The organism is Microbacterium aureliae (assembly GCF_054780155.1).
The window spans coordinates 872,620-892,759 of record NZ_BAAGWW010000001.1; the positions used below are offsets into that span (position 1 = coordinate 872,620).

The following is a 20,140-nucleotide window of genomic DNA, read 5'->3' on the forward strand; positions in this document are numbered from 1 at the left end:
TCCCGGTCAGTCGCGGGGGCTCAGCAGGTACTCGTTGAGGGATGCCGTGAGCTCACGGTCGACGTCCATCGCCGTCCCGTCGATCGCGCTCACCGGCGCGGCCAGTCGCACGCTCGAGACGAGCCAGGCCGCGTCGGCGTCGGCCAGCGCGGCGGCGGGAAGCACCTCGTAGGCGGTCTCGAAACCGCGGCGCGAGAGCTCCTCGAAGACGCTCATCTGGGTCGTCCCGTGCAGGATGCCCGCGCCGGGCTCGGGAGTGACGAAGCGTCCCCGCACCCGCAGGATCAGGGACGAGGTCGGTCCCTCGAGCAGCACGCCGTCGGACGAGACGAACACCGCGTCGTCCGCCCCGCGGCGCTTGGCCTCACGAATGGCGGCCATGTTGACCGCGTACGACAGCGTCTTCGCGCCCAGCAGCAGCCACGGGGCTCGCGCGGGCGCGCCGGAGTCGAAGCCGCGATCGAGGGTCACGACGCGGATGCCGTCGGTGCGGACGGCGCGGAAGTCCGGCGCCGACGCGACGGTGACCCACGCGGTGGGGGCGGGGCCGTGCTCGACCCCGCGGCTCAGGATCAGCTTGAGCACCGCTTCACCCGCGGGCGCCTGGGCCGCCGCGGCGGCCACCGCCTGCCGCCACTGCTCCAGGTGCGGCTCGGGAAGGTCGCACAGCCGCGCGGAGTGCGCGAGGCGCTCCAAGTGCGCCTGCACCTCTTGCGGATGCCCGTCGACGACGCCGATGGACTCGAAGACACCGTCCCCGCGCTGGGTGCTGAACTCCCCTACGCTCAGCGCCGGGGCCTCGGGGTCGATGGGTGTCAGTGTCGAGGAGTAGTCCGCGCGGGCGTCCGCGGCCGCCACCGGATCGATCACGAGTGCGCAGCGCCAGGCCATGCAGAGAGCTTAGGGGCCTGGGAGCTTCGGGAATGCCCGGCGGACGCGGTCGGTTACACTTGTTCGGCCGGGCCGCAGTAACCCCGGGCTCCAACTTCTGCCGCCGTGAGCGGCCACGCGCCGAGAGGCGTTCTGCGGCCCGGCACTCTCCTGTCCGGGCACCGGCGGCGCCAGGGCCCCACATCGCCCCGCTGTCCGCCCCGCCCACTGCCCGCTGCGGCTGAGAATTCGCTGCGGCGCCTCTTCGCTGTTGTGGCACCACGGATCTGTGGCGCCCGCACAGGAAACTGGCGCCGTTCAGCAATCCGGATGCCGCGAAGAGGCGCCGCAGCAGCGAGAAGGCGCCACTCAGCGAGGTGGGCGCCGGGGAGCGTCAGGCCAGCGCCTCGCGCCGCCATAGGGCCGCGCACGCCGCGAGGTCGGCGGCGTAGTCCGAGAGCCGCAGCGCGCGGGTCGTGAAGGCGCTCGCGCGCTCGGGCTCGGTGGCCTCGTAATCGTCGGCGACGTGGGTGGATCCCGAGGCCTGCACGCGGCAGAACGCCGCGGCCCGCTCGAGAGCGACGGCGAAGTCGCCATCGAAGAGCCCGCGCAGGATGGCGTCGACGAGCGAGACGAGCTCGTCCGGCCCCGCGGGCGTCGGTGCGCCGGCGACGAGGTCGTCGGCCGAGGCGAGCTCGGCGCGGCCGCGCTCGTACAGCAGCGCGGCCGTCCGCGGGTCGTCGTGGATCATCAGCTGCAGCAGGTACAGCCGCCACAGCGCGCCCGGCAGTGAGCGAGCCGGCGAGCGCGACCAGAGCTCCGCGATGTCGTCGATGCCGTGCAGGTCCGTGAACGAGACCAGCCGCTCGACCACGTCGTTCTCGGGCGCAGCGCGCACCCGCGACAGCAGCGCGTGCGCGGTGGAGTGCGCCACGCGCGAGACCTCAGCAGGATCCGCCGCGGCGAAACGGCGATCGAACGTCTCGCCCGGCCGGCGGACGGGCTTGTGGAAGTCGCGGGAAGGGTCGGTCATCCCCTCCAGGCTACTCGCGGCGTCAGGCGGTCGGGATGGCGGCGATAGGGTCGGTCGTGGGCACGCCCTCGGGCGATCCGCCCTCGGGCTCCACGGTGATCGCGATGACGTCACCGGCCTGCACCGCGTCGTCCAGCAGCACGGTGGCCTCCCGTCCCCGGGGCGGGTCGTACACGCCCACCGAGATCGGATCGCCGTCGCGCACCAGCCACAGCTCGAAGCTCTGGTCGTCCGCGATGGCCGGAAGGGAGTCCGAGACGAACACCGCCTTGCCGAGTTCGTCCGACCAGTATGCGGTGGCCGTGCCGCCGCCGCTGAGATCGGCGGTGGCGGAGCGCATGTCCGCGGCATCCTCGATCTCGGCCAGCGCGATGGTGGCGGGCGTCCGGCTGAGGTATTCGTTGAGCGTCACGGCGCCGAATCCCAGGGCGACCAGCAGCACCAGGCTCGCGGCCAGGCCGAACAGGCCGCGCGTCCAGTTGCGACGGCTGACCGCCTGGATCATCGCGGTGTCCGGCGCAGGCTCGCGGGGTTCCACCGGCGACGGCGCGGGCGGGCGGGGCGGGACGGCGATCCCGTCGACCACCGCGGCGGACTCGTCCTGCGGCAGGGCCGCCACCTGGGCGAGCACCCGCGCGCGCAGCTCCTCGGGCGGCGAGACGTCGCGGACGGTGTCGGACAAGGCGGCGGCCGTCGCGGCATCCGCACCGACCAGCTCCTCCCATTCGGGATGCTGGGCACGAGCGGCCTCGAAGCGGGCGAGGTCGTCGGGCGACAGCGCATGCAGGGCGTACCCCGCCGCGAGTTCCGCGAACTCCTGCTCGTTCATACCGTCACCCCCATCTGTGCACGCAAGCGGGACAGTCCGTCCCGCATCCTGGTCTTGATCGTCCCGAGCGGCGCTCCGACGAGCACCGCGATCTCGCTCTGCGAGTACCCGCCGTAATAGGCCAAAGTGAGGGCCTCGCGCTGCGGATCGGGAAGCGACGCCAACGCCTGGGTCACGCGTTCGCCCTCCATTCGCAACTCGACCTGTTCCGCCACCCCGTCGTGGGCGACGGCGAGGTCCCGGACACCGACGCGGACGTCACGATCCGTGCTCGCCTGCGACGACCTCACCCGGTCGACCGCCCGGCGGTGCGCGATCGTGAGCACCCACGACCTACCCTGTCCCTTGTTCGGTGCGAAGCGGGATGCGGATTGCCAGATCTCGAGGAAGACCTCCTGCAGCACCTCTTCGCTCTGCGCGCGGTCGACCAGCACGCGCAGGATGAGGCCGAACACGCGCGGCGAGATCATGTCGTACAGCCGCGCGAACGCCCGCTGATCGCCCGCGGCGATCCTGCCCAGCAGGATGCCGACGTGGTCCACGGGGTCGTCGCCGGACTCTGGCACGTCCACACCGTCGATCACCATGTGCACCAGCATGCCAGCACACCGCCGGGAAGATCGTCCAATCCGATCCCGGCACGTCCTCGAAGAGTCTGTGAATGCCGCCACCGGCGGCCCCAACCGGAGGTAGTCATGCTCAGCACCAAGAAGAAGATCACCGCAGGTCTCTCGCTGGCCCTGGCCGGCGCGTTCGCGCTCTCGGCGTGCACCAGCGGAACGGCGACCGAGACGGACGAGGGCGCAGCCCCCGAGATGTCCGAAGAGACGCAGGCCCCGACCGACGAGGGCATGGATGCCGGGATGGACCCGGCCGCCAGCCTCGTCGGACCCGGTTGCGCCGACTACGCCGAGGCGGTGCCGGACGGCGCCGGGTCGGTCGAGGGCATGGCGCAGGACCCCGTCGCCACCGCCGCGTCGAACAACCCGCTGCTGACGACGCTCGTCGCCGCCGTGAGCGGGCAGCTGAACCCCGACGTGGACCTCGTCGACACCCTCAACGGCGACGAGTTCACCGTGTTCGCGCCCGTCGACGACGCGTTCGCCGCCATCGACCCCGCCACCATCGAGGCCCTGAAGACCGACAGCGACACCCTGACGCAGATCCTCACGTACCACGTGGTGCCCGGACAGCTGTCGCCGGACGAGATCGTCGGCGAGCAGGCCACCGTGCAGGGCGGCTCGGTCGAGGTCAGCGGCGAGGGCGACTCGCTGATGGTCAACGACGCCAACGTCATCTGCGGCGGCGTGATGACCGCCAACGCCACCGTGTACCTCATCGACGCTGTGCTGCTGCCCCCGGCGCAGTGACCTGACGTGTTCGGCGGCGGGGGTGCCGCCGGATGCAGGGCGGCAGGGACCGCCGGCGCTGCGAGTCGCCGGCGGTCCCTGTCATATGCACTTTTGCCCGTGCACGTCAAGCCCGTCCTGCCGGTCAGGCGGTCTGGATACTCTCGCGACATGACCGGAGCTGGATACCCGAGCACCTGTGGGACGGCGCGATGACCGACCTGCGTGAGGTCGCCGATCCGCTTGCGGGCGAGCTGCTCGACGGGCGCTATCGCCTCGAGGAATGCATCGGCGAAGGCGGCATGGCCCGGGTGTACCGCGCCGAGGACACCCTGCTGCAGCGCTCCACCGCGGTGAAGATCATGCGCGGCCACCTGGACGAGCTCAGCACGATCGAGCGCGCGCGATCCGAGACCACTCTTCTGGCCGGCCTCAACCACCACGCGCTGGTGACCCTGTACGACGCGCAGATCACCGCCGACGAGGGCAGCTACCTCGTGATGGAGTTCGTCGACGGCACCACGCTCCGCGAACTCATCGCACAGGGCCCCCTCGACCCGCAGCTGGCGGCGACGCTGCTCGCCGACATCGCCGAGGCCCTCCACGTCGCCCACGATGCCGGCGTGGTCCACCGCGACATCAAGCCCTCCAACGTCCTGCTCGGCCGTTCTCCTGTTCCCGGGCGGCCGTGGCGGCCGAAGCTCGCCGACTTCGGCATCGCCTACCTCGTCGACTCCACGCGCGTCACCACCCCCGGCCTCATGGTCGGAACGATCGCCTACCTCGCTCCCGAGCAGGCCAACGGCGCCCAGCCGGCCCCGCCGGCCGACGTCTACTCGCTCGGCATCATGATGATCGAGGCGCTGAGCGGCGCCCGCCCGTGGGCTGATGCCGAGGGCATCGGCACCCTGATCGCGCGCATGCACACTCCCCCGTCGATCCCGCAGACGCTGCCCGAGCAGTGGCGGCAGCTGCTGCGCGGCATGACGGCCACGCGTCCCGATGACCGGCCCACCGCGCTCGAGGTGGCGGTGACCGCCGCGAGCCTCGCAGGTTCCGCTCCGGCGGCACCCGCCGCGGATCTCGCCACCGCCCCGGTGCCGGTGCCGGCCGCCGCGGCGCTCGCAGAAGAAGCCCCGCAGGCCGACGACGACGCCGCCCACACCGTGCTGATGCCTGCGCCGTCGGCATCCCGATCCCGCGCCCGCGCCGCGGCGCGGTCGGACCGGGACGGCAGGAACCGGCGGAGGGGACTCATCGCCGCCGTCGTGGCCGCTGCGCTGCTCGTCGCGGCGCTCGTGGTGGTCATGGGCGTGTGGGCGTCGGGATACGACGCCGTCCCCGAGCCCGAGCCCTCTCCCACGAACCTCGTCCAGGAGCAGGGCCCCTCGCCCGAGCCCACGCCCGTCGCCGAGGAGGAGCCCGTCGCCGAGGAACCCGGGACCGAACCGGTCGCCGAGCCGGTCAGTGAGCCCGTGGCTCCCGCATCTGGGAGCGGAAGCGGCTCCGGGGGCGGCAACGGCGGCGGACAGGGCGGCGGCGGCGGCAACCCCAACGCCGGCCCCGGCAACAACAGCGGCGGCGGAAACGGCAAGCCCTGACCCCCGGTAGGCTGGACGGCGAGGGCCTCTAGCTCAGTCGGTAGAGCATCGGACTTTTAATCCGCGGGTCGTGGGTTCGAGCCCCACGGGGCCCACTCACACGAGCGCATGCGGACTTCTCATCCGCGGGTCGTGGGTTCGAGCCCCACGGGGCCCACTCACACGAGCGCATGCGGACTTCTCATCCGCGGGTCGTGGGTTCGAGCCCACGGGGCCCACTCACATGAGCGCATGCGGACTTCTCATCCGCGGGTCGTGGGTTCGAGCCCCACGGGGCCCACTCACATGAGCGCATGCGGACTTCTCATCCGCGGGTCGTGGGTTCGAGCCCCACGGGGCCTACTCACATGAGGCACCGCCCTTGGACGCCACGAGGACGATGCGGCCGCCCTCCTGCACCGGTGCGGACAGCAGCGTCGAGCGCCGCCGGCCCGAGCGCCGGCCGACGGTGTGCAGCTCGACGGTGTCCATCCCGAGCAGGCAGGCGCCGACGCGCCCGCCGCTGACCTTCAGGATCACGCGGTGCAGCGCCGTCATCGCCCGGATGACCCGGTCCGACGGGGCGCTTCGGGGCGCCATCAGTCCGCGCCCGCCGGCACGATGTCGGCGCCCGCGTGGGCGAGTTCGGCGAGCGCGCGTTCGCTGGACTCCGCCGCGACCCCCGCGATCAGGCCCTGCAGCACGCGCACGTGGCGACCGTGCGCGATGGCGTCCAATGCCGAGGCCCGCACGCAGTAGTCGGTGGCGATGCCGGTGACGTCGACGTCGATGACGCCGTGCTCGTCCAGCAGCTCGCCGACGGTGCGGCCGTCGTCGGTGGTGCCCTCGAACAGCGAATACGCGGGGACGCCCTGCCCCTTCTTGACGTGGTGGGTCACCGCCGAGGTGTCCAGACCCGGGTCGTAGTCGGCGCCGGGGGTGCCGGCGACGCAGTGCACGGGCCACGTGTCGACGAAGTCGGGGTCGCCCTGGGCGAAGTGCCCGCCGTTGTCCGAGTCCGCGTCGTGCCAGTCGCGCGAGGCGATGATCAGCGCGTAGTCGCGGGCATGCTCGGCGAGGTGCCGCGAGATGCCCGTGGCGACCGCGTCGCCGCCGACCACTCCCAGCGCCCCGCCCTCGGTGAAGTCGTTCTGGACGTCGACGATGAACAGCGCCTTGCTCATCCTTCGAGGGTACGCCCGCCCTGAGCGCTCGTCTCGGGGCCGCGGCTCCACAGCTTCGACGGCCACCAGATCGCCCGGCCGATGTCGTACGACAGCGCGGGGACCAGCAGCGAGCGCACGATGAAAGTGTCCAGCAGCACGCCGAAGGCGACGATGAACGCGATCTGCGCGAGGAAGAGGATCGGGATGACCCCGAGTGCGGCGAAGGTCGCCGCGAGGACCAGTCCGGCCGACGTGATCACCCCGCCGGTGGCGACCAGGCCCCGCAGGATCCCCGGCCGCGTGCCGTACCGGAGGGACTCTTCGCGCACGCGCGACATCAGGAAGATGTTGTAGTCCACCCCCAGCGCGACCAGGAAGACGAAGCCGTAGAGCGGGACCGACGGGTCGGCGCCGGGGAATCCGAAGCCGTACTCGAACACCAGTGCGCTCACGCCCAGAGCCGTCCCGAAGGACAGGATGACGGTGAGGATCAGCAGCACCGGCGCGAGGATCGACCGCAGCAGCAGCATCAGGATCGCGAGGATCACCACGAGGATGACCGGGATGATCAGGGTCCGGTCGCGGATCGAGGTGTCGTTGCTGTCCACGTCGGTCGCGGTCTCGCCGCCGACGAGGGCGGTCGACTCCCCGAGCGCGTCGTCCAGGGCGACCCGGAGTTCCCGGACGGTGTCCTCTGCGGCGAGCGAGTCCGCGGCATCCGTCAAAGTGCCGATGAGGAGCACGTCGCCCCCGGACACGGTCGGCTCGGGCGCGGGAGTGCCGGGAGGACCCGCGGGCAGCACGACGAGGGCGTCGCCGTCGAGCTCGACCCCGGCCTGCCCGTCCGGTGCGTCCTCGGCGGCGATGGCGACGGAGTCCACACCCGCGCTGCTGTCGAGGGCGTCCACCACCTGTGCGGCGTCGGATTCGGCCACGACGACGTACACCGGGCTGCCGGACCCGGCCGGGAAATGCTCGGCGAGCGCCACCTGCCCGTCGCGGGCCTCGGACGCCCCTAGCACCAGTTCGCTGGCCGGCACGCCGTCGGCCTTGAACTGAAGGATGCCGGCGGCCCCGGCGAGCAGGACGAGCGTCGAGACGATCCACACCGCGCGCGCGTGGCGGGCGACGAAGCGCGCCTGCCGCGGCCAGACGCCCTTCACCGGCTGGGAGAGGTCGTCGGGCACGGTGGCGATCGGCGAGCGCGGGATGAAGGGCCAGAAGGCCGAGCGCCCGAAGAGGGCCAGCAGCGCCGGCAGGAAGGTCAGCGCCGAGAGCATCGAGAACGCGATGCCGATCGAGGCGATGGGGCCGAGTGCCCGGTTGGTGGCGAGGTCCGACAGCAGCAGGCAGAGCAGGCCCGCGATGACCGTGCTCCCCGAGGCGAGGATGGGCTCGAACGCGCCACGCCAGGCGGAGAGCGCGGCCGGCCAGCGACGCTCGCCGTCGGCGATCGCCTCGCGGAACCGGGCGACGTAGAGAAGGGCGTAATCGGTGGCCGCGCCGATGACGAGGATGAAGAGGATGCCCTGCACCTGGCCGTTGAGGACGACGATGCCCGCGAACGCGAGCCACCACACCGTCAGCAGCGCCACGCACAGCGCGAACACGCTGGTGAGGAGCACGAGGATCGGCAGCAGCGGCGAGCGGTAGACCACGACGAGGATCACGAACACCGCGATGAGCGCGACGGCCAGCAGGAGGCCGTCGATCCCGAGGAACCCCTCGGCGAGGTCGGCGGTGAACCCCGCGGGCCCCGTCACCCATCCCTCGACGCCGTCGGGGAGTCCGTCGGCGAGCACGGTGCGCAGCTCCGCGACGAGTTCGCCGACGTCGCCCTCGGAGTCCAGCGGCACGAAGATCTGCACCGCCTCGCCGTCCTCGGACGGCAGAGCGGGCGACACCCCTTCGACGACCCCCTCGAGATCCGCGATCTCGTCGACGACGGACCGGATGCCGGTGAGCTGGTCCTCGGTCAGCGCGTCGTCGGCGGCGGCGATCACGACCGCCGGGATGCTCTCGTCGCCGAGGAAGTCCGCCAGTCGTTCATTCACCTTCGTGGCGTCGGCGCTCTCGGGAAGGAAGGAGGACCGGTCGTTGGTGGAGACCTCTTCGACCTTGCCGAAGTAGGGGCCGCCGAGCGAGCCGCCCACCAGCCACACCAGGACGAGCAGAGCCGGGATGCCGACGCGCAGCCAGCGCGTGGGCTGGGCGACGCGTCGCCGGTCGGAGCGGGTGCGGAGAGGGGTGCGCTGCGCCATGTCGCTAGCTTATCTAGCAAAACGGGCACGTCGCGTCCGCGCGGGGAATTCGCCGTACGGGCGCGTCCCTATGCTGGAGCGGATGCTGTCCGCCGCGCTCGCCCTGATCGGGGCCGTCGTCTACGGCGCGGCCGACTTCCTGGGCGGCCTCGCCGCCCGCCGGCTGCGCTCGATCGTCGTCACGGCGGCGGCCGCGGCATCCGGACTCGTCGTGCTCGCCCTGGCCCTTCCCCTGGCCGGCGGCAGCGCGACCACGGCGGATCTGCTGTGGGGCGCGCTGGCGGGAGTCTTCGGACTGATCGCCATCGTGCTGCTGTACGCGTGCCTGGCGATCGGCCCGATGAGCATCCTCTCGCCGCTGACCGCCGTGGTCTCGGCGATCGCGCCGATGCTGTGGGGCCTGCTCGTCGACGCCGAGCAGCTGTCGCCGGTGGCCACCGGGGGTCTCGGCGTCGCACTCGTCGCCGTCGTCCTCGTCGGGGTCATCCCCGGCGAGAAGGCCGTGCGCCCGAGCGTGCGGGGCCTCGTGATGGCGGTGGGCGCGGGCATCGCGATCGGCGCGTTCCTCATCGTCATCGATCAGACCGGCCCCGACAGCGGACTGGCCCCCCTCGTGGCGAACCGGCTCACGAGTCTCGTGATCACCGGCGCCATCGTCGCGGGGCTCGTCGTCGCCGCCCGGCGGGCCGGGCGTCCGGCATCCGCCGCCCTGGATGTGCGCGGACCCGCCCTCGGGGCGGCGCCGTCGGGGCATGCGGACCTGGAGCACGCGATGCACGCGCACGAGACCCCGCGCACCCTGGCCTCGATGACGCGCAGACGCGCGGGGCTGCTCGCACTGGCCTGCGGCGTGCTGGACGCCGCCGCCAATGCCCTGCTCCTGCTCGCACTGCGAGACGGCCAGCTGTCCGTCGTCTCGGCGCTCACCGCCCTCTATCCGGCCGGGACGATCCTGCTCGCGGCGGTCATCCTGCGCGAACGGGTGTCGCCCGTGCAGGGCGTCGGGCTGTGCCTGGCCCTCATCGCCGGCGGCATGCTCGCCGTCGGCTGATCACCCGGCGAACAGCGAAATCGCCGACACGGTCAGCGCCAGCGCTCCGAGCCCCAGGAAGCCGACGGCCAGCAGCGCCACGCCGCGCACCACGGGGCTCCCCTGCGTCAGCCGCAGCCTGTTGCGCGCACCCCGGCGGTGGAAGACGTCGGCCATGTCCTTACCGGCCAGCGCGTGGGCCTGCTCGTGGGTGAGCGGAGCCTCGTTGACGCCGCCGTCCTCGTCGAACCAGCGCGCCAACCTTCCGTCGGGGCCGTCCTCGAGCACGGCACGCGCGGGCACCCACGTGCCGTCGAAGAGGTAGAGGACGAGCGCGACGCCCGCCAGGAGCGCGCCCGCGCCGAAGCCGATCCACGAGAAGATCTCGACGATCCCGTCGACGCGTGCGTCCATCGACCCTCTTCGTCCGCGGAACCGAGTCCCTGTCTGGAGCCACCTAAGGGAATCGAACCCTTGACCTATTCATTACGAGTGAATCGCTCTGCCGACTGAGCTAAGGTGGCGCGCGCCGCTTGCGCGATGCACGATCAACGATCTTACCCTGTCGCCGGGACCGTCGCGAACCACGCGGGACGGGCGGGCGTCAGTTGCAGACCCGGTCGCTCTCGGGCACGTCACCGTGGATCAGGTAGTCCTCGACGATGCCGTCGACGCACGCGTTGCCCTTGTTGTAGCCGGTGTGCCCCTCGCCCTCACGGGTGACGAGGATGCCGGAGGACAGCTGCGCGGCCAGCGACACGGACCACTCGTACGGCGTGGCCGGGTCGTTGGTGGTCCCCACCACCAGGATCGGGGCGGCGCCGTCGGCGGTGATCGGCTCGCGCACCCCGGTGGCCTCGTGCGGCCAGCTTTCGCACGGATCCGGGCCGATCCAGTAGGGGGCGATCGTGGGCGCTTTCTCGGAGATCAGCGCCTCGGCGGCGGCCTCCTGCTCGGGCGTGGCGTCCAGCGGGTAGTCCATGCAGTTGTAGGCGCGGAAGGCTTCGGTGGAGTTGTCGAGGTACTGTCCGTCCACCCGGTTGTAGTAGAAGTCCGCGAGGTAGAACGCGGGGTCCGCATCGCCCTGCAGCACCGCCGTGAGCGCCTGCGAGAGGAAGGACCAGCTGTCCTGGGAGTACAGGGCCGCGACGATCGCGGTGGTGAGGGCGTCCGCGCCGAGCATGCGGCCGTCGCCGCCCGGGAGGGGGTTCTCGTCGACGCTCGCCAGGAGCGATCCGAGATCGGCCATGCCGTCGTCGACCGTCCCCCGGAACGGGCAGTCCTGATCCTCGAGGCAATCGGCCATGTACGCCCGCAGCGCCGATTCGAACCCGATCGCCTGGGTCGTGCCGACATCCAGGCCCGGGATCGCCGGGTCGATCGCGCCGTCGAGGACGAGCCGGCCGACCTTCTCGGGGTACAGCTTGGCGTAGGTGGCACCGAGGAACGTGCCGTACGAATAGCCGAGGTAGTTCAGCGCACGGTCGCCGAGGACCGCGCGGATGAGGTCCATGTCGCGCGCGGACTGCTCGGTGGTGATGTAGGGCAGGATGCCGTCGCTGCCGGCCTCGCACGCCTCGGCGAACGCGGCGTTGCGCTGATCGAGTTCAGCCTCCCACTCGGCGGAGCCGCGCGGGTCCTCGGGGATGCCGAAGAGGTAGTCGTCCATCTCGGCGCCGTCGAGGCAGCGCACGGGGGTGGACTCCCCCACGCCGCGGGGGTCGAAGCCGATCACGTCGTACGACTCGGCGATCCGGCTGCCCACGGCGTAGTTCAGCGATTCGCGGACGAGTTCGATGCCGCTGGAACCCGGGCCTCCGGGATTGAGCAGCAGCGAGCCGACGGCGTCGCCGCCCTCGGCGCGGCTGCGGATGATCCCCAGATCGATCTCGCCCGCCTCGGGGTCGTTCCAGTCCAGCGGCGCGGTGAGGGTCGCGCAGTCGAGGGACCCGCACGAGCTCCACGACACGGTCTGCTCGTAGAACGGCAGCAGGTCGGCCGCGACCCCCTCGGTGTCGGGAGCGGCGGTCGAGGTCGCCGCGGGGCGCTCCTCGGGGATGAGAGCGTACAGGCACCCGCTCAGCGAGAGGGCGGCGACGGCGGTCATCGCGACGGCGGCGAGGGCGCGGCGCGCCCTCTTCATCAGGAGGGCGTTCACGGGATCCTTCCGCTGGCGACGGTCACGAGCAGGCTTTCGAGGGCGAGGGTCGGGGCGACGTTCTGCTCGAGGTTCCGGCGCGTCTCGGCGAGCCGGTCCAGAACGCCGAGCGTGCGCTCCGTCGTCCAGTCCGCTGCCACCGCGCGCAGTTCGGGCTCGAGTTCGCGGTTGATGAGGTCGTCGTCGCGCTGGAACCCCAGCATCAGGACGTCGCGGTACATCGCCTGCAGATCGGTGAGCACGCGATCGATGCCGTCGCGCAGGCTGCGGGTGGCGCGGCGCTTCTGGTCGTCCTCCATCGCGGAGAACTGGGAGCGGAAGGCCGGCGGCACGGCCGCGCCGTCGGCGATGCCGAGCGTCCGGCGCAGCTGCGCGCGCTCGGCGTCGTCCCGCTCGGCGGTGAGAGCCTTGGCGTCCTCGGTGGCGGCCTGCACGATGCGGCCGGCGCACTCGACGGCGTCGCCCACGCCCCGCACCCGCAGCACCGCACGCAGCGCGTCGTCCCGGCGGGCGCGGGACGCGGCATCCGTCGCCAGCCGCTGCGCCATGCCGATGTGCCGCTGCGCGTGGCGCGCGGACTGCTCGGCGATCACCGGGTCGGCGCCGGTGCGCTCGGTGATCAGCCGGGCGACGTCGCCGATGTCGGGCTCACGCAGGCGGAGCGTCCGGACGCGGGAGCGGATCGTGGGCAGGAGGTCCGCCTCGCTGGGGGCGCACAGCACCCACACGGTGTGCTCGGGCGGCTCTTCAAGCGCCTTGAGCAGCACGTTCGACGTGCGCTCGGTCATGCGGTCGGCGTCCTCGACGACGATCACGCGATGCCGCCCGATCGAGGGCGCGAAATACGCCCGCTCGACGAGGTGACGCGCCTCTTTGATGGTGATGATGACCGCCTCGGTGCGAAGCGACGTGAGGTCGGGATGGGTGCGGGCGACCACCTGGCGCATCGCCGCCTCGTCACCGGGCTCGGCGATGAGCGCGGCGGCGAAGGCGTACGCCAGTGTCGAGCGCCCCGAGCCCGGCGGGCCCGTGATGAGCCACGCGTGGGTCATCGACTCCGGATGGGCGGCGGCGGACTGCAGCACCCCGACCGCCTCGTCCTGGCCCCACACCTCGGCCCACGGGCCCGCCGGCGGAGTCCGGGGCGGCGCGGCGACCTGTGAGTCCATGGCGCCCAGCCTAATCCGCGGCGCCGACCTCGCCGGCGGGTGCCCGCAGGGTGGCGAGGCGTTCACGGACGGCTGCCGCGAGAGCCTCGCGGTCCGCGGTGGCATCCAGCACGAGGAAGCGGCCGGGCTCGGCGGCGGCGAGGGCGAGGAACTCCTCGCGGACCCGGGCGTGGAAGTCCTCGCGCTCGGCCTCGAGCCGGTCGAACGGCTTGTCGTCGGCATCCAGGCGGCGCCTCGCGGCGGCCGGATCCAGGTCCAGCAGCACCGTGAGGTCGGGCAGCAGACCACCCGTGGCCCACAGCGACAGTTCGCGCACCTCGTCCCGGCCGAGGACCCGGCCGGCGCCTTGATAGGCCACCGACGAGTCCAGGTAGCGGTCCTGGATCACGACGTCGCCGCGCGCGAGAGCGGGACGCACCACCGTCTCGACGTGGTGGGCGCGGTCGGCGGCGTACAGCAGCGCCTCGGCCCGCGGGGCGATGTCGCCGCGGTGATGCAGCACGATGTCGCGGACCAGGACGCCCACCTCGGTCCCGCCGGGCTCACGCGTGCGGACGACGTGACGGCCGGCATCCGTCAGCCAGTCCTCCAGGAGCGAGGCCTGGGTGGTCTTGCCCGCGCCGTCGCCGCCCTCGAAGGTGACGAACAGCCCGCGGCGCTGGGGCCGGGGCTCGGCCGTCACTTCTTCGCCGCGGTCTTGCGCGTCGTGGTCGCCCGCTTGGTGGTGCGCTTGGGCGCAGGGCCCTTCGCGCGCTTGTCGGCGAGCAGCTGGACGGCACGCTCGAAGTCGACGGCCATCGCGTCCTCGCCGCGCGGCACCGTGGCGTTGGTCTCGCCGTCGGTGACGTACGGGCCGAAGCGGCCGTCCTTCAGCTTGATGGGCTTACCGCTGACGGGGTCGGCGTCGAACTCCTTCAAGGCGCTCGACGCGCGGCGGGCGCCGTACTTCGGCTGTGCGTAGATGGCCAGAGCCTGCTCGAGGGTGATGTCGAAGATCTGCTGCTCGCCGTCGAGAGAACGGGACTCCGTGCCCTTCTTCAGATACGGGCCGTAGCGGCCGTTCTGCGCGGTGATCTCGGCACCCGTCTCGGGGTCCGCCCCGACGACGCGGGGAAGATCGAGCAGGCGCAGCGCCGTGTCGAGGTCGATGGTGTCCACGGACATGCTCTTGAACAGCGAAGCGGTCCGGGGCTTGGGGGCGACCTCTTTCTTCGCGCCCCGCTTCTTGGGTGCGGGCTCGGCGACCTCGCCGGTGGCGGGGTCGGCGGCGTCGGGGTCCACGGGGTCGGTCTCTTGCACGTAGGGACCGAAACGGCCGTCCTTGACGACGACGAGCTTGCCGTTGGCGGGGTTCTCACCGAGGACGCGGTCGCCGGCGACCGGCGCGTCGATGAGCTCCTGCGCGCGGGCGGGCGTGAGCTCGTCGGGCGCGAGGTCCTCGGGGATGTTCACCCGGCGGGGCTCCCCCTCGGGGTTCCCGGCGTCGGCGACCTCGAGGTACGGACCGTACTTGCCGAAGCGCAGCACGGCGACGTCCCCGATCGGCGTAGAGTTCAGGGCTCGCGCGTCGATCTCGCCGAGGTTGTCGACGATGTTGCGCAGTCCGACGTGCTCGTCGGAGCCGAAGTAGAACTCCTTCAGCCACTCCTCGCGCTTCTGCTCGCCGCGGGCGATGGCGTCGAGGTCGTCCTCGAGGGCGGCCGTGAAGTCGTAGTCGACGAGGTCCGAGAAGTGCTGCTCGAGCAGGCGCACGACGCTGAAGGCCAGCCAGCTGGGGATGAGCGCCTGCCCGCGCTTGCTGACGTAGCCGCGATTGAGGATCACGTCGATGATACTCGCGAACGTCGAGGGACGACCGATCCCCTTCTCCTCGAGCGCCTTGACCAGCGACGCCTCGGTGTAGCGGGGCTTCGGAGAGGTGGCGTGGCCCTTGGCCTCGACATCCTTCAGGCGCAGATCGTCGCCCACCTCGAGGGCGGGCAGCGACTGGTCGTCCGACTTGTCGGCGTCGGTGCGCTTCTCGTCACGGCCCTCCTCGTAGGCCTCGAGGAAGCCCTTGAAGGTGTACACCGTTCCCGAAGCGGTGAACTCGGCGCGGCGCTCGCCCGCGTCGGCGACCAGCGTGACCGTGGTGGTCTCGTACTTCGCGTCGGACATCTGGCTGGCCATCGTGCGCTTCCAGATGAGGTCGTACAGGCGCTGCTCGTCGCGGTCGAGCTCGCCGGAGACCTCGGACGGCGTGCGGAAGGTCTCGCCCGACGGGCGGATGGCCTCGTGCGCCTCCTGCGCGTTCTTGGACGAGCTGCGGTAGGTGCGCGGGTTCGGCGGGACGGCCTTGTCACCGTACATCGCCACCGCCTGAGCGCGCGCCGCCTGCACCGCCTGGGTGCTCAGCGCGATCGAGTCGGTGCGCATATAGGTGATGAACCCCTTCTCGTAGAGGCGCTGGGCGACGCTCATCGCGTGCTTGGCGCTCATCGAGAGCTTGCGCCCCGCCTCCTGCTGCATCGTGGAGGTCGTGAACGGGGGCTTGGGGCTGCGGGTGCCGGGCTTGGCCTCGACCGCCGAGACCGTCGCGGTGCCGGCCTGCTCGATGGCGGCGGCGAGGTCGCGCGCGGCCTTCTCGTCCAGCACGACGACGGCCTTCTTGAGCTGACCGCGGTCGTCGAAGTCGCCGCCGCGCGCGAGGGCCGCCCCGTCGACGCGGGCGAGCCGGGCCGCGAAGCCCGCGGCATCCTTAATCGCCGTCGTCTCGATGTCCCAGTACGAGGCGCTGACGAAGGCCATGCGCTCGCGCTCGCGATCGACCACCAGCCGCGTGGCGGCGGACTGCACGCGTCCCGCGGACGTGCCCTGCTGGACCTTGAACCACAGCACGGGGCTGACATCCCACCCGTAGAGGCGGTCGAGGATGCGACGGGTCTCCTGGGCGTCGACGAGCGCGAGGTCGAGTTCGCGGGTGTTCTCGACCGCGGCGCGGATGGCGTCCTTGGTGATCTCGTGGAACACCATGCGCTTGACCGGCACCTTGGGCTTCAGCGCCTCGAGCAGGTGCCACGCGATCGCCTCGCCCTCGCGGTCCTCATCCGTGGCGAGCAGGAGCTCGTCGGCGTTCTTGAGCGCGCGCTTGAGTTCGGCGACCGTCTTCTTGCCGCGCTCGCTGGGGACGTAGTAGGGGTCGAACCCGTTGTCGATGTCGATGGAGTACTTGCCGTACGCCTGCTTCTTGTCGGCGGGGATGTCCTTCTTGTCCGCCAGGTCGCGGATGTGACCGACCGAGCTGAGCACCTCGTAGTCGTCGCCCAGGTACCCCTGGATCGACTTCATCTTCGTCGGGGACTCGACGATGACGAGCTTCTTGCCTTGTGCCAACGGTGGTCCTTTCGTCGTTGCACACCATACACAGTGCCCCGATGGGCGGCGCTGTGAGGATGCCGAAGCGCCTGGTCACGGCGGCGGGCCGGCGCGGGCGCGCGCCGTGACCGGCAGCGGACCGAAATCGATCTCGACCCGGACGGTGGCCACGAGCTCGTCGAGGTCGCACGATGCCAGGCGGATGCCGTGCGCCTCGGCCACCTGCTCGGCCCGCGCGCACGGGTAGCCGGTGATGGCCCCGGACGCGGCGTCGGCTGCGGCGAGCGCTGCTGCGTCGGCGGCGGCGGCCGCTCGCTGACCGTGCAGCGCCGCGGTCGCGACCCCGGCGAACGCGAGGACGGCGGCGGCTGCGGCACCGGCGATGCCGACCGCGAGGGCGGATCCCGGCATTCAGCGCCCGCCGTCCAGAGCGCACCCGGTGGCGCGGACCTCGCCGAGGATCGCCAGCGGGGCCGGCGCGGTCGCGGTGACGCACACGAGGTCCTCGCGGACGGTGCGCGTGGCCGAGGCTCCTGGGACGGCGGCGCTCACGGCGGCGCTCACCCGCTCCGGGCTCTCACCGCGGGCGGCGAGGCGCGCCGCGTCGGCCGCGGCGTCCTGCAGCTGCACGTGACGGACGCCCGTCCCCAGCGCCCCCAGCCCGAAGGCGAGGACGAGGACGACGGCGGGGAGGGCCACGGCGAACTCCGCCACGACCGCTCCCCGCTCGCCCAGCGCGCCGCGCGCGGAGCCGCACTCAGGCGACGGTGAGCGCACGACGGACCAGCTCGGTCAGGATGCCGCGCACCTCGTCCGAGCGCATGATCACGACGAGCAGTCCGGCGAAGGCGACGGCGGCCATCGTCGCGATGGCGTACTCGGCGGTCGCGGCGCCGGTGTCGTCGGTGAAGAGGCGTGCGGAGTTGCGGCGGGTGAGGCGGGGAAGGGACATGGGGACTCCTCGGGTCGGGTTGGTCGGGTCGGGTCAGTGGGTCAGAGGCGCACCGGGACGGCGCCGACGACGCTGAGAAGCATCGGCGCGACCCCGAGAAGGAGGAAGGCAGGGAGCGTGCAGACCCCGAGGGGCAGCAGCAGCCGCGACGACAGGCGCGCCGCGCGCAGGCGCGCCGCCGTGCGGGCGCGGTGGCGTTCGAGGGCGGCCGAGGCGCGCAGCAGCTCCACCGCCGGGACTCCGGCGCGACGCGAGAGATCCAGGAGGGCGTCGGCAGCGGCATCCGTCTGCGCACCGCACGCGTCGGCCACGATCGTCTTCGCCCGCTCGATCGACGCACCCGAGCTCAGCGCGATCGCCAGCGCATCGGACCCGAGCCCGGGGATCGCCGCGTCGGCTCGTGCCCGGCGGACCAGCACCGCACTCCAGCGGTGCGCGGCCAGGACCAGGAGCAGGCCGGCGACCAGGCAGCCGACGCCTGCGACGCTGCCTACGAGGACGCCGAGGGTGTCGAAGCCGAGCGCCAGCCCGAGCACCACGGCGACCAGCGGCAGCCACGCCATCAGGCGTGCGGTCCCGGCGGGCTCCGCGAGAGCGACGGCGACGTCGTCACGGGCCTCCTGGGTGTCGCGGAGCGCACCGGCGATGCTGCGGAGACTGTCGGCGAGCGGTGCGCCCACCACCGTCGCCACGCGCCAGATGCCGGCGAGGTCCCGCCAGGCCGTCGCCTCGGTCCCCTCGTCGTCCGCGGCGGTACCCCCGTCCGCGCCGGCAGCGCCGGCAGCGGCGATCGCCTCGCCGAGGGGCGCTCCGGCGGCCATCGCCGACGCCACCCTCACCGACGCGGGGTCGCCGGACTCGGCCAGATACGCCCACGCGCGGGCGGGTGCGATGCCGGACTGCAGCAGGACGGCCAGCCGCAGCGCCGTCTCGGCGACGGCGGCGGCATCGGCGGACGCAGCGCGCCGCCTGCGGCGGACCAGCGCCGCGACCCGGGATCGCCGCATCGGAGCGCTCATGGAAGCGGGACCTCCTCGACGACCAGCCGTCCGTCGGCCCCGAGCACCGGTCGCCCCATGCCGCCCAGCACCCGCGTGCCGTCGGGGCGGCGTTCGACGTGCAGCACGCACGAGATCGCGCTCACGGTCTGCCGCGCGAGGGCGCGGTCATCCATCCCCGCGAGGGCGCCGAGGGCCTCGAGCCGCGCGGCGACGTCGGCGAGCCCGTTGGCGTGGACCGTCCCCGCTCCCCCGTCGTGCCCGGTGTTGAGGGCGGACAGCAGCTCGCGCACCTCTTCTCCCCGGCACTCCCCGACGACGAGGCGGTCGGGGCGCATCCGCAGCGCCTCGCGCACGAGGCGCGCGAGGCCGACGGCGCCGGCGCCCTCGAGATTGGCCTGGCGCGCCTCGAGCCGCACGTGGTGGGGATGCTCGATCGTCAGCTCCGCGACGTCCTCGATCGTGACGATGCGCTCGGTGCCGGCGGCGCGCGAGAGCAGCGCCGCCAGCAGCGTGGTCTTGCCCGCCCCCGCCGCGCCAGTGACGAGCAGGTTCCGACGCCGGGCGATGAGGTCCTCGAGCTCGGCGCGCGTCGCGGCGGTGAACATGCCGCCGCGCTCGAGCGCGGCGAGGTCCGGCCGGTCGAGCCGGGGGACGCGGATGGAAATGACCGTCCCGCCGGCCGAGACCGGCGGCAGGACCGCGTGGACGCGCAGCCCCGCCTCGAGCCTCACATCCACGCACGGGCTGGCGTCGTCGATGTGCCGCCCGCCGGCGCCGATCAGGGCCACGGCGAGGTCGCGGACCTCGTCTTCGCCGGCCCGCCAGCCGCGGACCTGCTCGGGCCCGCTCCCCCGGTCGACGAAGAGCCCCGCCGCCCCGTTGACGAAGACGTCCGAGACGTCCGGATCCTCCAGGTACGGCGCGAGCGGCGACATCGCCTCGGGAAGACGTCGCCGCACGCGAACGGCGGGCTCGCGGGGCGCGGGGGTCTGCCGGGCGGATGCCGGCATCGCGCGGGTCGCCGGCGGCCCCGGCGTCCGCGCGGGCGCGGCGGGCCGGCTGAGCGCGTCGCGTGGGCGGACGACGAAGGGCTGCGTCATGCCAGGCACGCTAGGCCGGCCGAACCCGCCGGAACCGCCTGTCCCTTGCCCGGTGGACAAGCCCGGGCCCGGTCCGCGCTGGGGAGGAGAGGACGCGCCGAGGCCGCGGACGCAAAGAGGCGGCATCCCATGGGGGGAATGGGATGCCGCCTCGAGCGGCACCGCACTTCGGGGGGTGACTCGGGTGCCGCGGATGCCAGAATCGATGTTCGGCCGAAGCAGATCTTATTCGATGGGATAGGTCCCGACAAACGATTCGGCCGGAACCGCACGATATATCGCTCTGAG

20 protein-coding genes and 3 tRNA genes are annotated in these 20,140 nt (G+C 72.5%); 5 read left to right on the plus strand and 18 right to left on the minus strand.

The window, feature by feature from the left end; all coding sequences use genetic code 11:
* Positions 1–6 precede the first annotated feature (6 nt).
* The 4 genes from ACYVF4_RS04230 to sigK form a co-directional block, all read right to left on the minus strand.
* A complete protein-coding gene (locus tag ACYVF4_RS04230; protein WP_460720035.1) occupies positions 7–891 on the minus strand; it encodes an aminodeoxychorismate lyase in 885 nt (294 codons plus the stop codon).
* A gap of 373 nt (positions 892–1,264) precedes the next feature.
* Positions 1,265–1,903: a DNA-directed RNA polymerase subunit beta gene (locus tag ACYVF4_RS04235; protein WP_460720036.1), complete on the minus strand. Its 639-nt coding sequence runs from the start codon at positions 1,901–1,903 to the stop codon at positions 1,265–1,267.
* 22 nt (positions 1,904–1,925) lie between these two features.
* Positions 1,926–2,732, minus strand: coding sequence for an anti-sigma factor (locus tag ACYVF4_RS04240; RefSeq protein ID WP_460720038.1), 807 nt, complete (start codon positions 2,730–2,732; stop codon positions 1,926–1,928).
* Positions 2,729–3,331 (minus strand): ECF RNA polymerase sigma factor SigK, encoded by a 603-nt coding sequence (sigK, locus tag ACYVF4_RS04245; protein ID WP_460720040.1) that lies wholly within the window; start codon positions 3,329–3,331, stop codon positions 2,729–2,731. The genes ACYVF4_RS04240 and sigK overlap by 4 nt, the downstream gene beginning before the upstream one ends.
* Positions 3,332–3,427: 96 nt before the next feature.
* On the opposite strand from sigK, the gene ACYVF4_RS04250 reads away from it, so the two are divergent.
* The 4 genes from ACYVF4_RS04250 to ACYVF4_RS04265 all read left to right on the plus strand — a co-directional run bounded on the left by ACYVF4_RS04250 (position 3,428) and on the right by ACYVF4_RS04265 (position 5,962).
* Entirely contained in the window at positions 3,428–4,102 is a 675-nt protein-coding gene (locus tag ACYVF4_RS04250) for a fasciclin domain-containing protein (RefSeq protein ID WP_460720042.1), read from the plus strand.
* A 191-nt stretch (positions 4,103–4,293) separates the two neighbouring features.
* On the plus strand, positions 4,294–5,682 hold the full coding sequence (locus ACYVF4_RS04255) for a serine/threonine-protein kinase (protein WP_460720044.1): 1,389 nt from the start codon (positions 4,294–4,296) through the stop codon (positions 5,680–5,682).
* A gap of 22 nt (positions 5,683–5,704) precedes the next feature.
* Positions 5,705–5,777 (plus strand) — tRNA-Lys (locus ACYVF4_RS04260).
* Positions 5,778–5,893: 116 nt separating this feature from the next.
* Positions 5,894–5,962, plus strand: a tRNA-OTHER gene (locus ACYVF4_RS04265).
* A gap of 59 nt (positions 5,963–6,021) precedes the next feature.
* Here ACYVF4_RS04265 and ACYVF4_RS04270 read toward each other — a convergent pair.
* From ACYVF4_RS04270 to ACYVF4_RS04280, 3 genes are read right to left on the minus strand one after another with little or no spacing between them, the layout of a single operon-like run.
* Positions 6,022–6,261, minus strand: a complete 240-nt coding sequence (locus ACYVF4_RS04270) for a nitroreductase/quinone reductase family protein (protein WP_460720046.1) — start codon at positions 6,259–6,261, stop codon at positions 6,022–6,024.
* A complete protein-coding gene (locus ACYVF4_RS04275) occupies positions 6,261–6,845 on the minus strand; it encodes an isochorismatase family protein (RefSeq protein ID WP_460720048.1) in 585 nt (194 codons plus the stop codon). The genes ACYVF4_RS04270 and ACYVF4_RS04275 overlap by 1 nt, the downstream gene beginning before the upstream one ends.
* Positions 6,842–9,088: an MMPL family transporter gene (locus tag ACYVF4_RS04280; protein WP_460720050.1), complete on the minus strand. Its 2,247-nt coding sequence runs from the start codon at positions 9,086–9,088 to the stop codon at positions 6,842–6,844. The genes ACYVF4_RS04275 and ACYVF4_RS04280 overlap by 4 nt, the downstream gene beginning before the upstream one ends.
* Positions 9,089–9,170: 82 nt before the next feature.
* Here ACYVF4_RS04280 and ACYVF4_RS04285 point away from each other — a divergent pair, with 82 nt between their 5' ends.
* The gene (locus ACYVF4_RS04285; RefSeq protein ID WP_460720052.1) at positions 9,171–10,139 is read left to right on the plus strand and encodes an EamA family transporter; all 969 of its coding nucleotides are present in this window, start codon (positions 9,171–9,173) and stop codon (positions 10,137–10,139) included.
* Here the strand turns inward: ACYVF4_RS04285 and ACYVF4_RS04290 are convergent, their stop codons facing one another.
* The 11 genes from ACYVF4_RS04290 to ACYVF4_RS04340 all read right to left on the minus strand — a co-directional run bounded on the left by ACYVF4_RS04290 (position 10,140) and on the right by ACYVF4_RS04340 (position 19,852).
* Positions 10,140–10,532 carry a hypothetical protein gene (locus ACYVF4_RS04290; protein WP_460720054.1) on the minus strand — a complete coding sequence of 131 codons (393 nt, stop codon included), beginning with the start codon at positions 10,530–10,532 and terminating at the stop codon, positions 10,140–10,142. It abuts the gene before it with no gap.
* Positions 10,533–10,566: 34 nt separating this feature from the next.
* A tRNA-Thr gene (locus ACYVF4_RS04295) sits at positions 10,567–10,642 on the minus strand.
* An 80-nt stretch (positions 10,643–10,722) separates the two neighbouring features.
* On the minus strand, positions 10,723–12,261 hold the full coding sequence (locus ACYVF4_RS04300) for an alpha/beta hydrolase (protein ID WP_460720762.1): 1,539 nt from the start codon (positions 12,259–12,261) through the stop codon (positions 10,723–10,725).
* 11 nt (positions 12,262–12,272) lie between these two features.
* Positions 12,273–13,445 (minus strand): DNA polymerase III subunit delta', encoded by a 1,173-nt coding sequence (locus ACYVF4_RS04305; RefSeq protein ID WP_460720056.1) that lies wholly within the window; start codon positions 13,443–13,445, stop codon positions 12,273–12,275.
* Between the two features lie 10 nt (positions 13,446–13,455).
* A complete protein-coding gene (tmk, locus tag ACYVF4_RS04310; protein WP_460720058.1) occupies positions 13,456–14,127 on the minus strand; it encodes a dTMP kinase in 672 nt (223 codons plus the stop codon).
* Positions 14,124–16,817, minus strand: coding sequence for a type I DNA topoisomerase (gene topA, locus ACYVF4_RS04315; RefSeq protein WP_460720060.1), 2,694 nt, complete (start codon positions 16,815–16,817; stop codon positions 14,124–14,126). The genes tmk and topA overlap by 4 nt, the downstream gene beginning before the upstream one ends.
* A 75-nt stretch (positions 16,818–16,892) precedes the next feature.
* Positions 16,893–17,210 (minus strand): Rv3654c family TadE-like protein, encoded by a 318-nt coding sequence (locus ACYVF4_RS04320; RefSeq protein ID WP_460720062.1) that lies wholly within the window; start codon positions 17,208–17,210, stop codon positions 16,893–16,895.
* Positions 17,211–17,513: a TadE family type IV pilus minor pilin gene (locus ACYVF4_RS04325; protein WP_460720064.1), complete on the minus strand. Its 303-nt coding sequence runs from the start codon at positions 17,511–17,513 to the stop codon at positions 17,211–17,213.
* Positions 17,514–17,556: 43 nt separating this feature from the next.
* Positions 17,557–17,751 (minus strand): DUF4244 domain-containing protein, encoded by a 195-nt coding sequence (locus ACYVF4_RS04330; protein WP_460720066.1) that lies wholly within the window; start codon positions 17,749–17,751, stop codon positions 17,557–17,559.
* A 41-nt stretch (positions 17,752–17,792) separates the two neighbouring features.
* The gene (locus ACYVF4_RS04335) at positions 17,793–18,770 is read right to left on the minus strand and encodes a type II secretion system F family protein (RefSeq protein ID WP_460720068.1); all 978 of its coding nucleotides are present in this window, start codon (positions 18,768–18,770) and stop codon (positions 17,793–17,795) included.
* Positions 18,767–19,852 (minus strand): TadA family conjugal transfer-associated ATPase, encoded by a 1,086-nt coding sequence (locus ACYVF4_RS04340; RefSeq protein WP_460720070.1) that lies wholly within the window; start codon positions 19,850–19,852, stop codon positions 18,767–18,769. The genes ACYVF4_RS04335 and ACYVF4_RS04340 overlap by 4 nt, the downstream gene beginning before the upstream one ends.
* Between the last annotated feature and the right edge of the window lie 288 nt (positions 19,853–20,140).

Bases quoted from the DNA above. Each gene is read 5' to 3' on its own strand.
- ACYVF4_RS04230 (WP_460720035.1), bottom strand. From the start codon at position 891: ATGGCCTGGCGCTGCGCACTCGTGATCGATCCGGTGGCGGCCGCGGAC.
- ACYVF4_RS04235 (WP_460720036.1), bottom strand. From the start codon at position 1,903: ATGACCGACCCTTCCCGCGACTTCCACAAGCCCGTCCGCCGGCCGGGC.
- ACYVF4_RS04240 (WP_460720038.1), bottom strand. From the start codon at position 2,732: ATGAACGAGCAGGAGTTCGCGGAACTCGCGGCGGGGTACGCCCTGCAT.
- sigK (WP_460720040.1), bottom strand. From the start codon at position 3,331: ATGCTGGTGCACATGGTGATCGACGGTGTGGACGTGCCAGAGTCCGGC.
- ACYVF4_RS04250 (WP_460720042.1), top strand. From the start codon at position 3,428: ATGCTCAGCACCAAGAAGAAGATCACCGCAGGTCTCTCGCTGGCCCTG.
- ACYVF4_RS04255 (WP_460720044.1), top strand. From the start codon at position 4,294: ATGACCGACCTGCGTGAGGTCGCCGATCCGCTTGCGGGCGAGCTGCTC.
- ACYVF4_RS04270 (WP_460720046.1), bottom strand. From the start codon at position 6,261: ATGGCGCCCCGAAGCGCCCCGTCGGACCGGGTCATCCGGGCGATGACG.
- ACYVF4_RS04275 (WP_460720048.1), bottom strand. From the start codon at position 6,845: ATGAGCAAGGCGCTGTTCATCGTCGACGTCCAGAACGACTTCACCGAG.
- ACYVF4_RS04280 (WP_460720050.1), bottom strand. From the start codon at position 9,088: ATGGCGCAGCGCACCCCTCTCCGCACCCGCTCCGACCGGCGACGCGTC.
- ACYVF4_RS04285 (WP_460720052.1), top strand. From the start codon at position 9,171: ATGCTGTCCGCCGCGCTCGCCCTGATCGGGGCCGTCGTCTACGGCGCG.
- ACYVF4_RS04290 (WP_460720054.1), bottom strand. From the start codon at position 10,532: ATGGACGCACGCGTCGACGGGATCGTCGAGATCTTCTCGTGGATCGGC.
- ACYVF4_RS04300 (WP_460720762.1), bottom strand. From the start codon at position 12,261: ATGAAGAGGGCGCGCCGCGCCCTCGCCGCCGTCGCGATGACCGCCGTC.
- ACYVF4_RS04305 (WP_460720056.1), bottom strand. From the start codon at position 13,445: ATGGACTCACAGGTCGCCGCGCCGCCCCGGACTCCGCCGGCGGGCCCG.
- ACYVF4_RS04320 (WP_460720062.1), bottom strand. From the start codon at position 17,210: ATGCCGGGATCCGCCCTCGCGGTCGGCATCGCCGGTGCCGCAGCCGCC.
- ACYVF4_RS04330 (WP_460720066.1), bottom strand. From the start codon at position 17,751: ATGTCCCTTCCCCGCCTCACCCGCCGCAACTCCGCACGCCTCTTCACC.
- ACYVF4_RS04335 (WP_460720068.1), bottom strand. From the start codon at position 18,770: ATGAGCGCTCCGATGCGGCGATCCCGGGTCGCGGCGCTGGTCCGCCGC.
- ACYVF4_RS04340 (WP_460720070.1), bottom strand. From the start codon at position 19,852: ATGACGCAGCCCTTCGTCGTCCGCCCACGCGACGCGCTCAGCCGGCCC.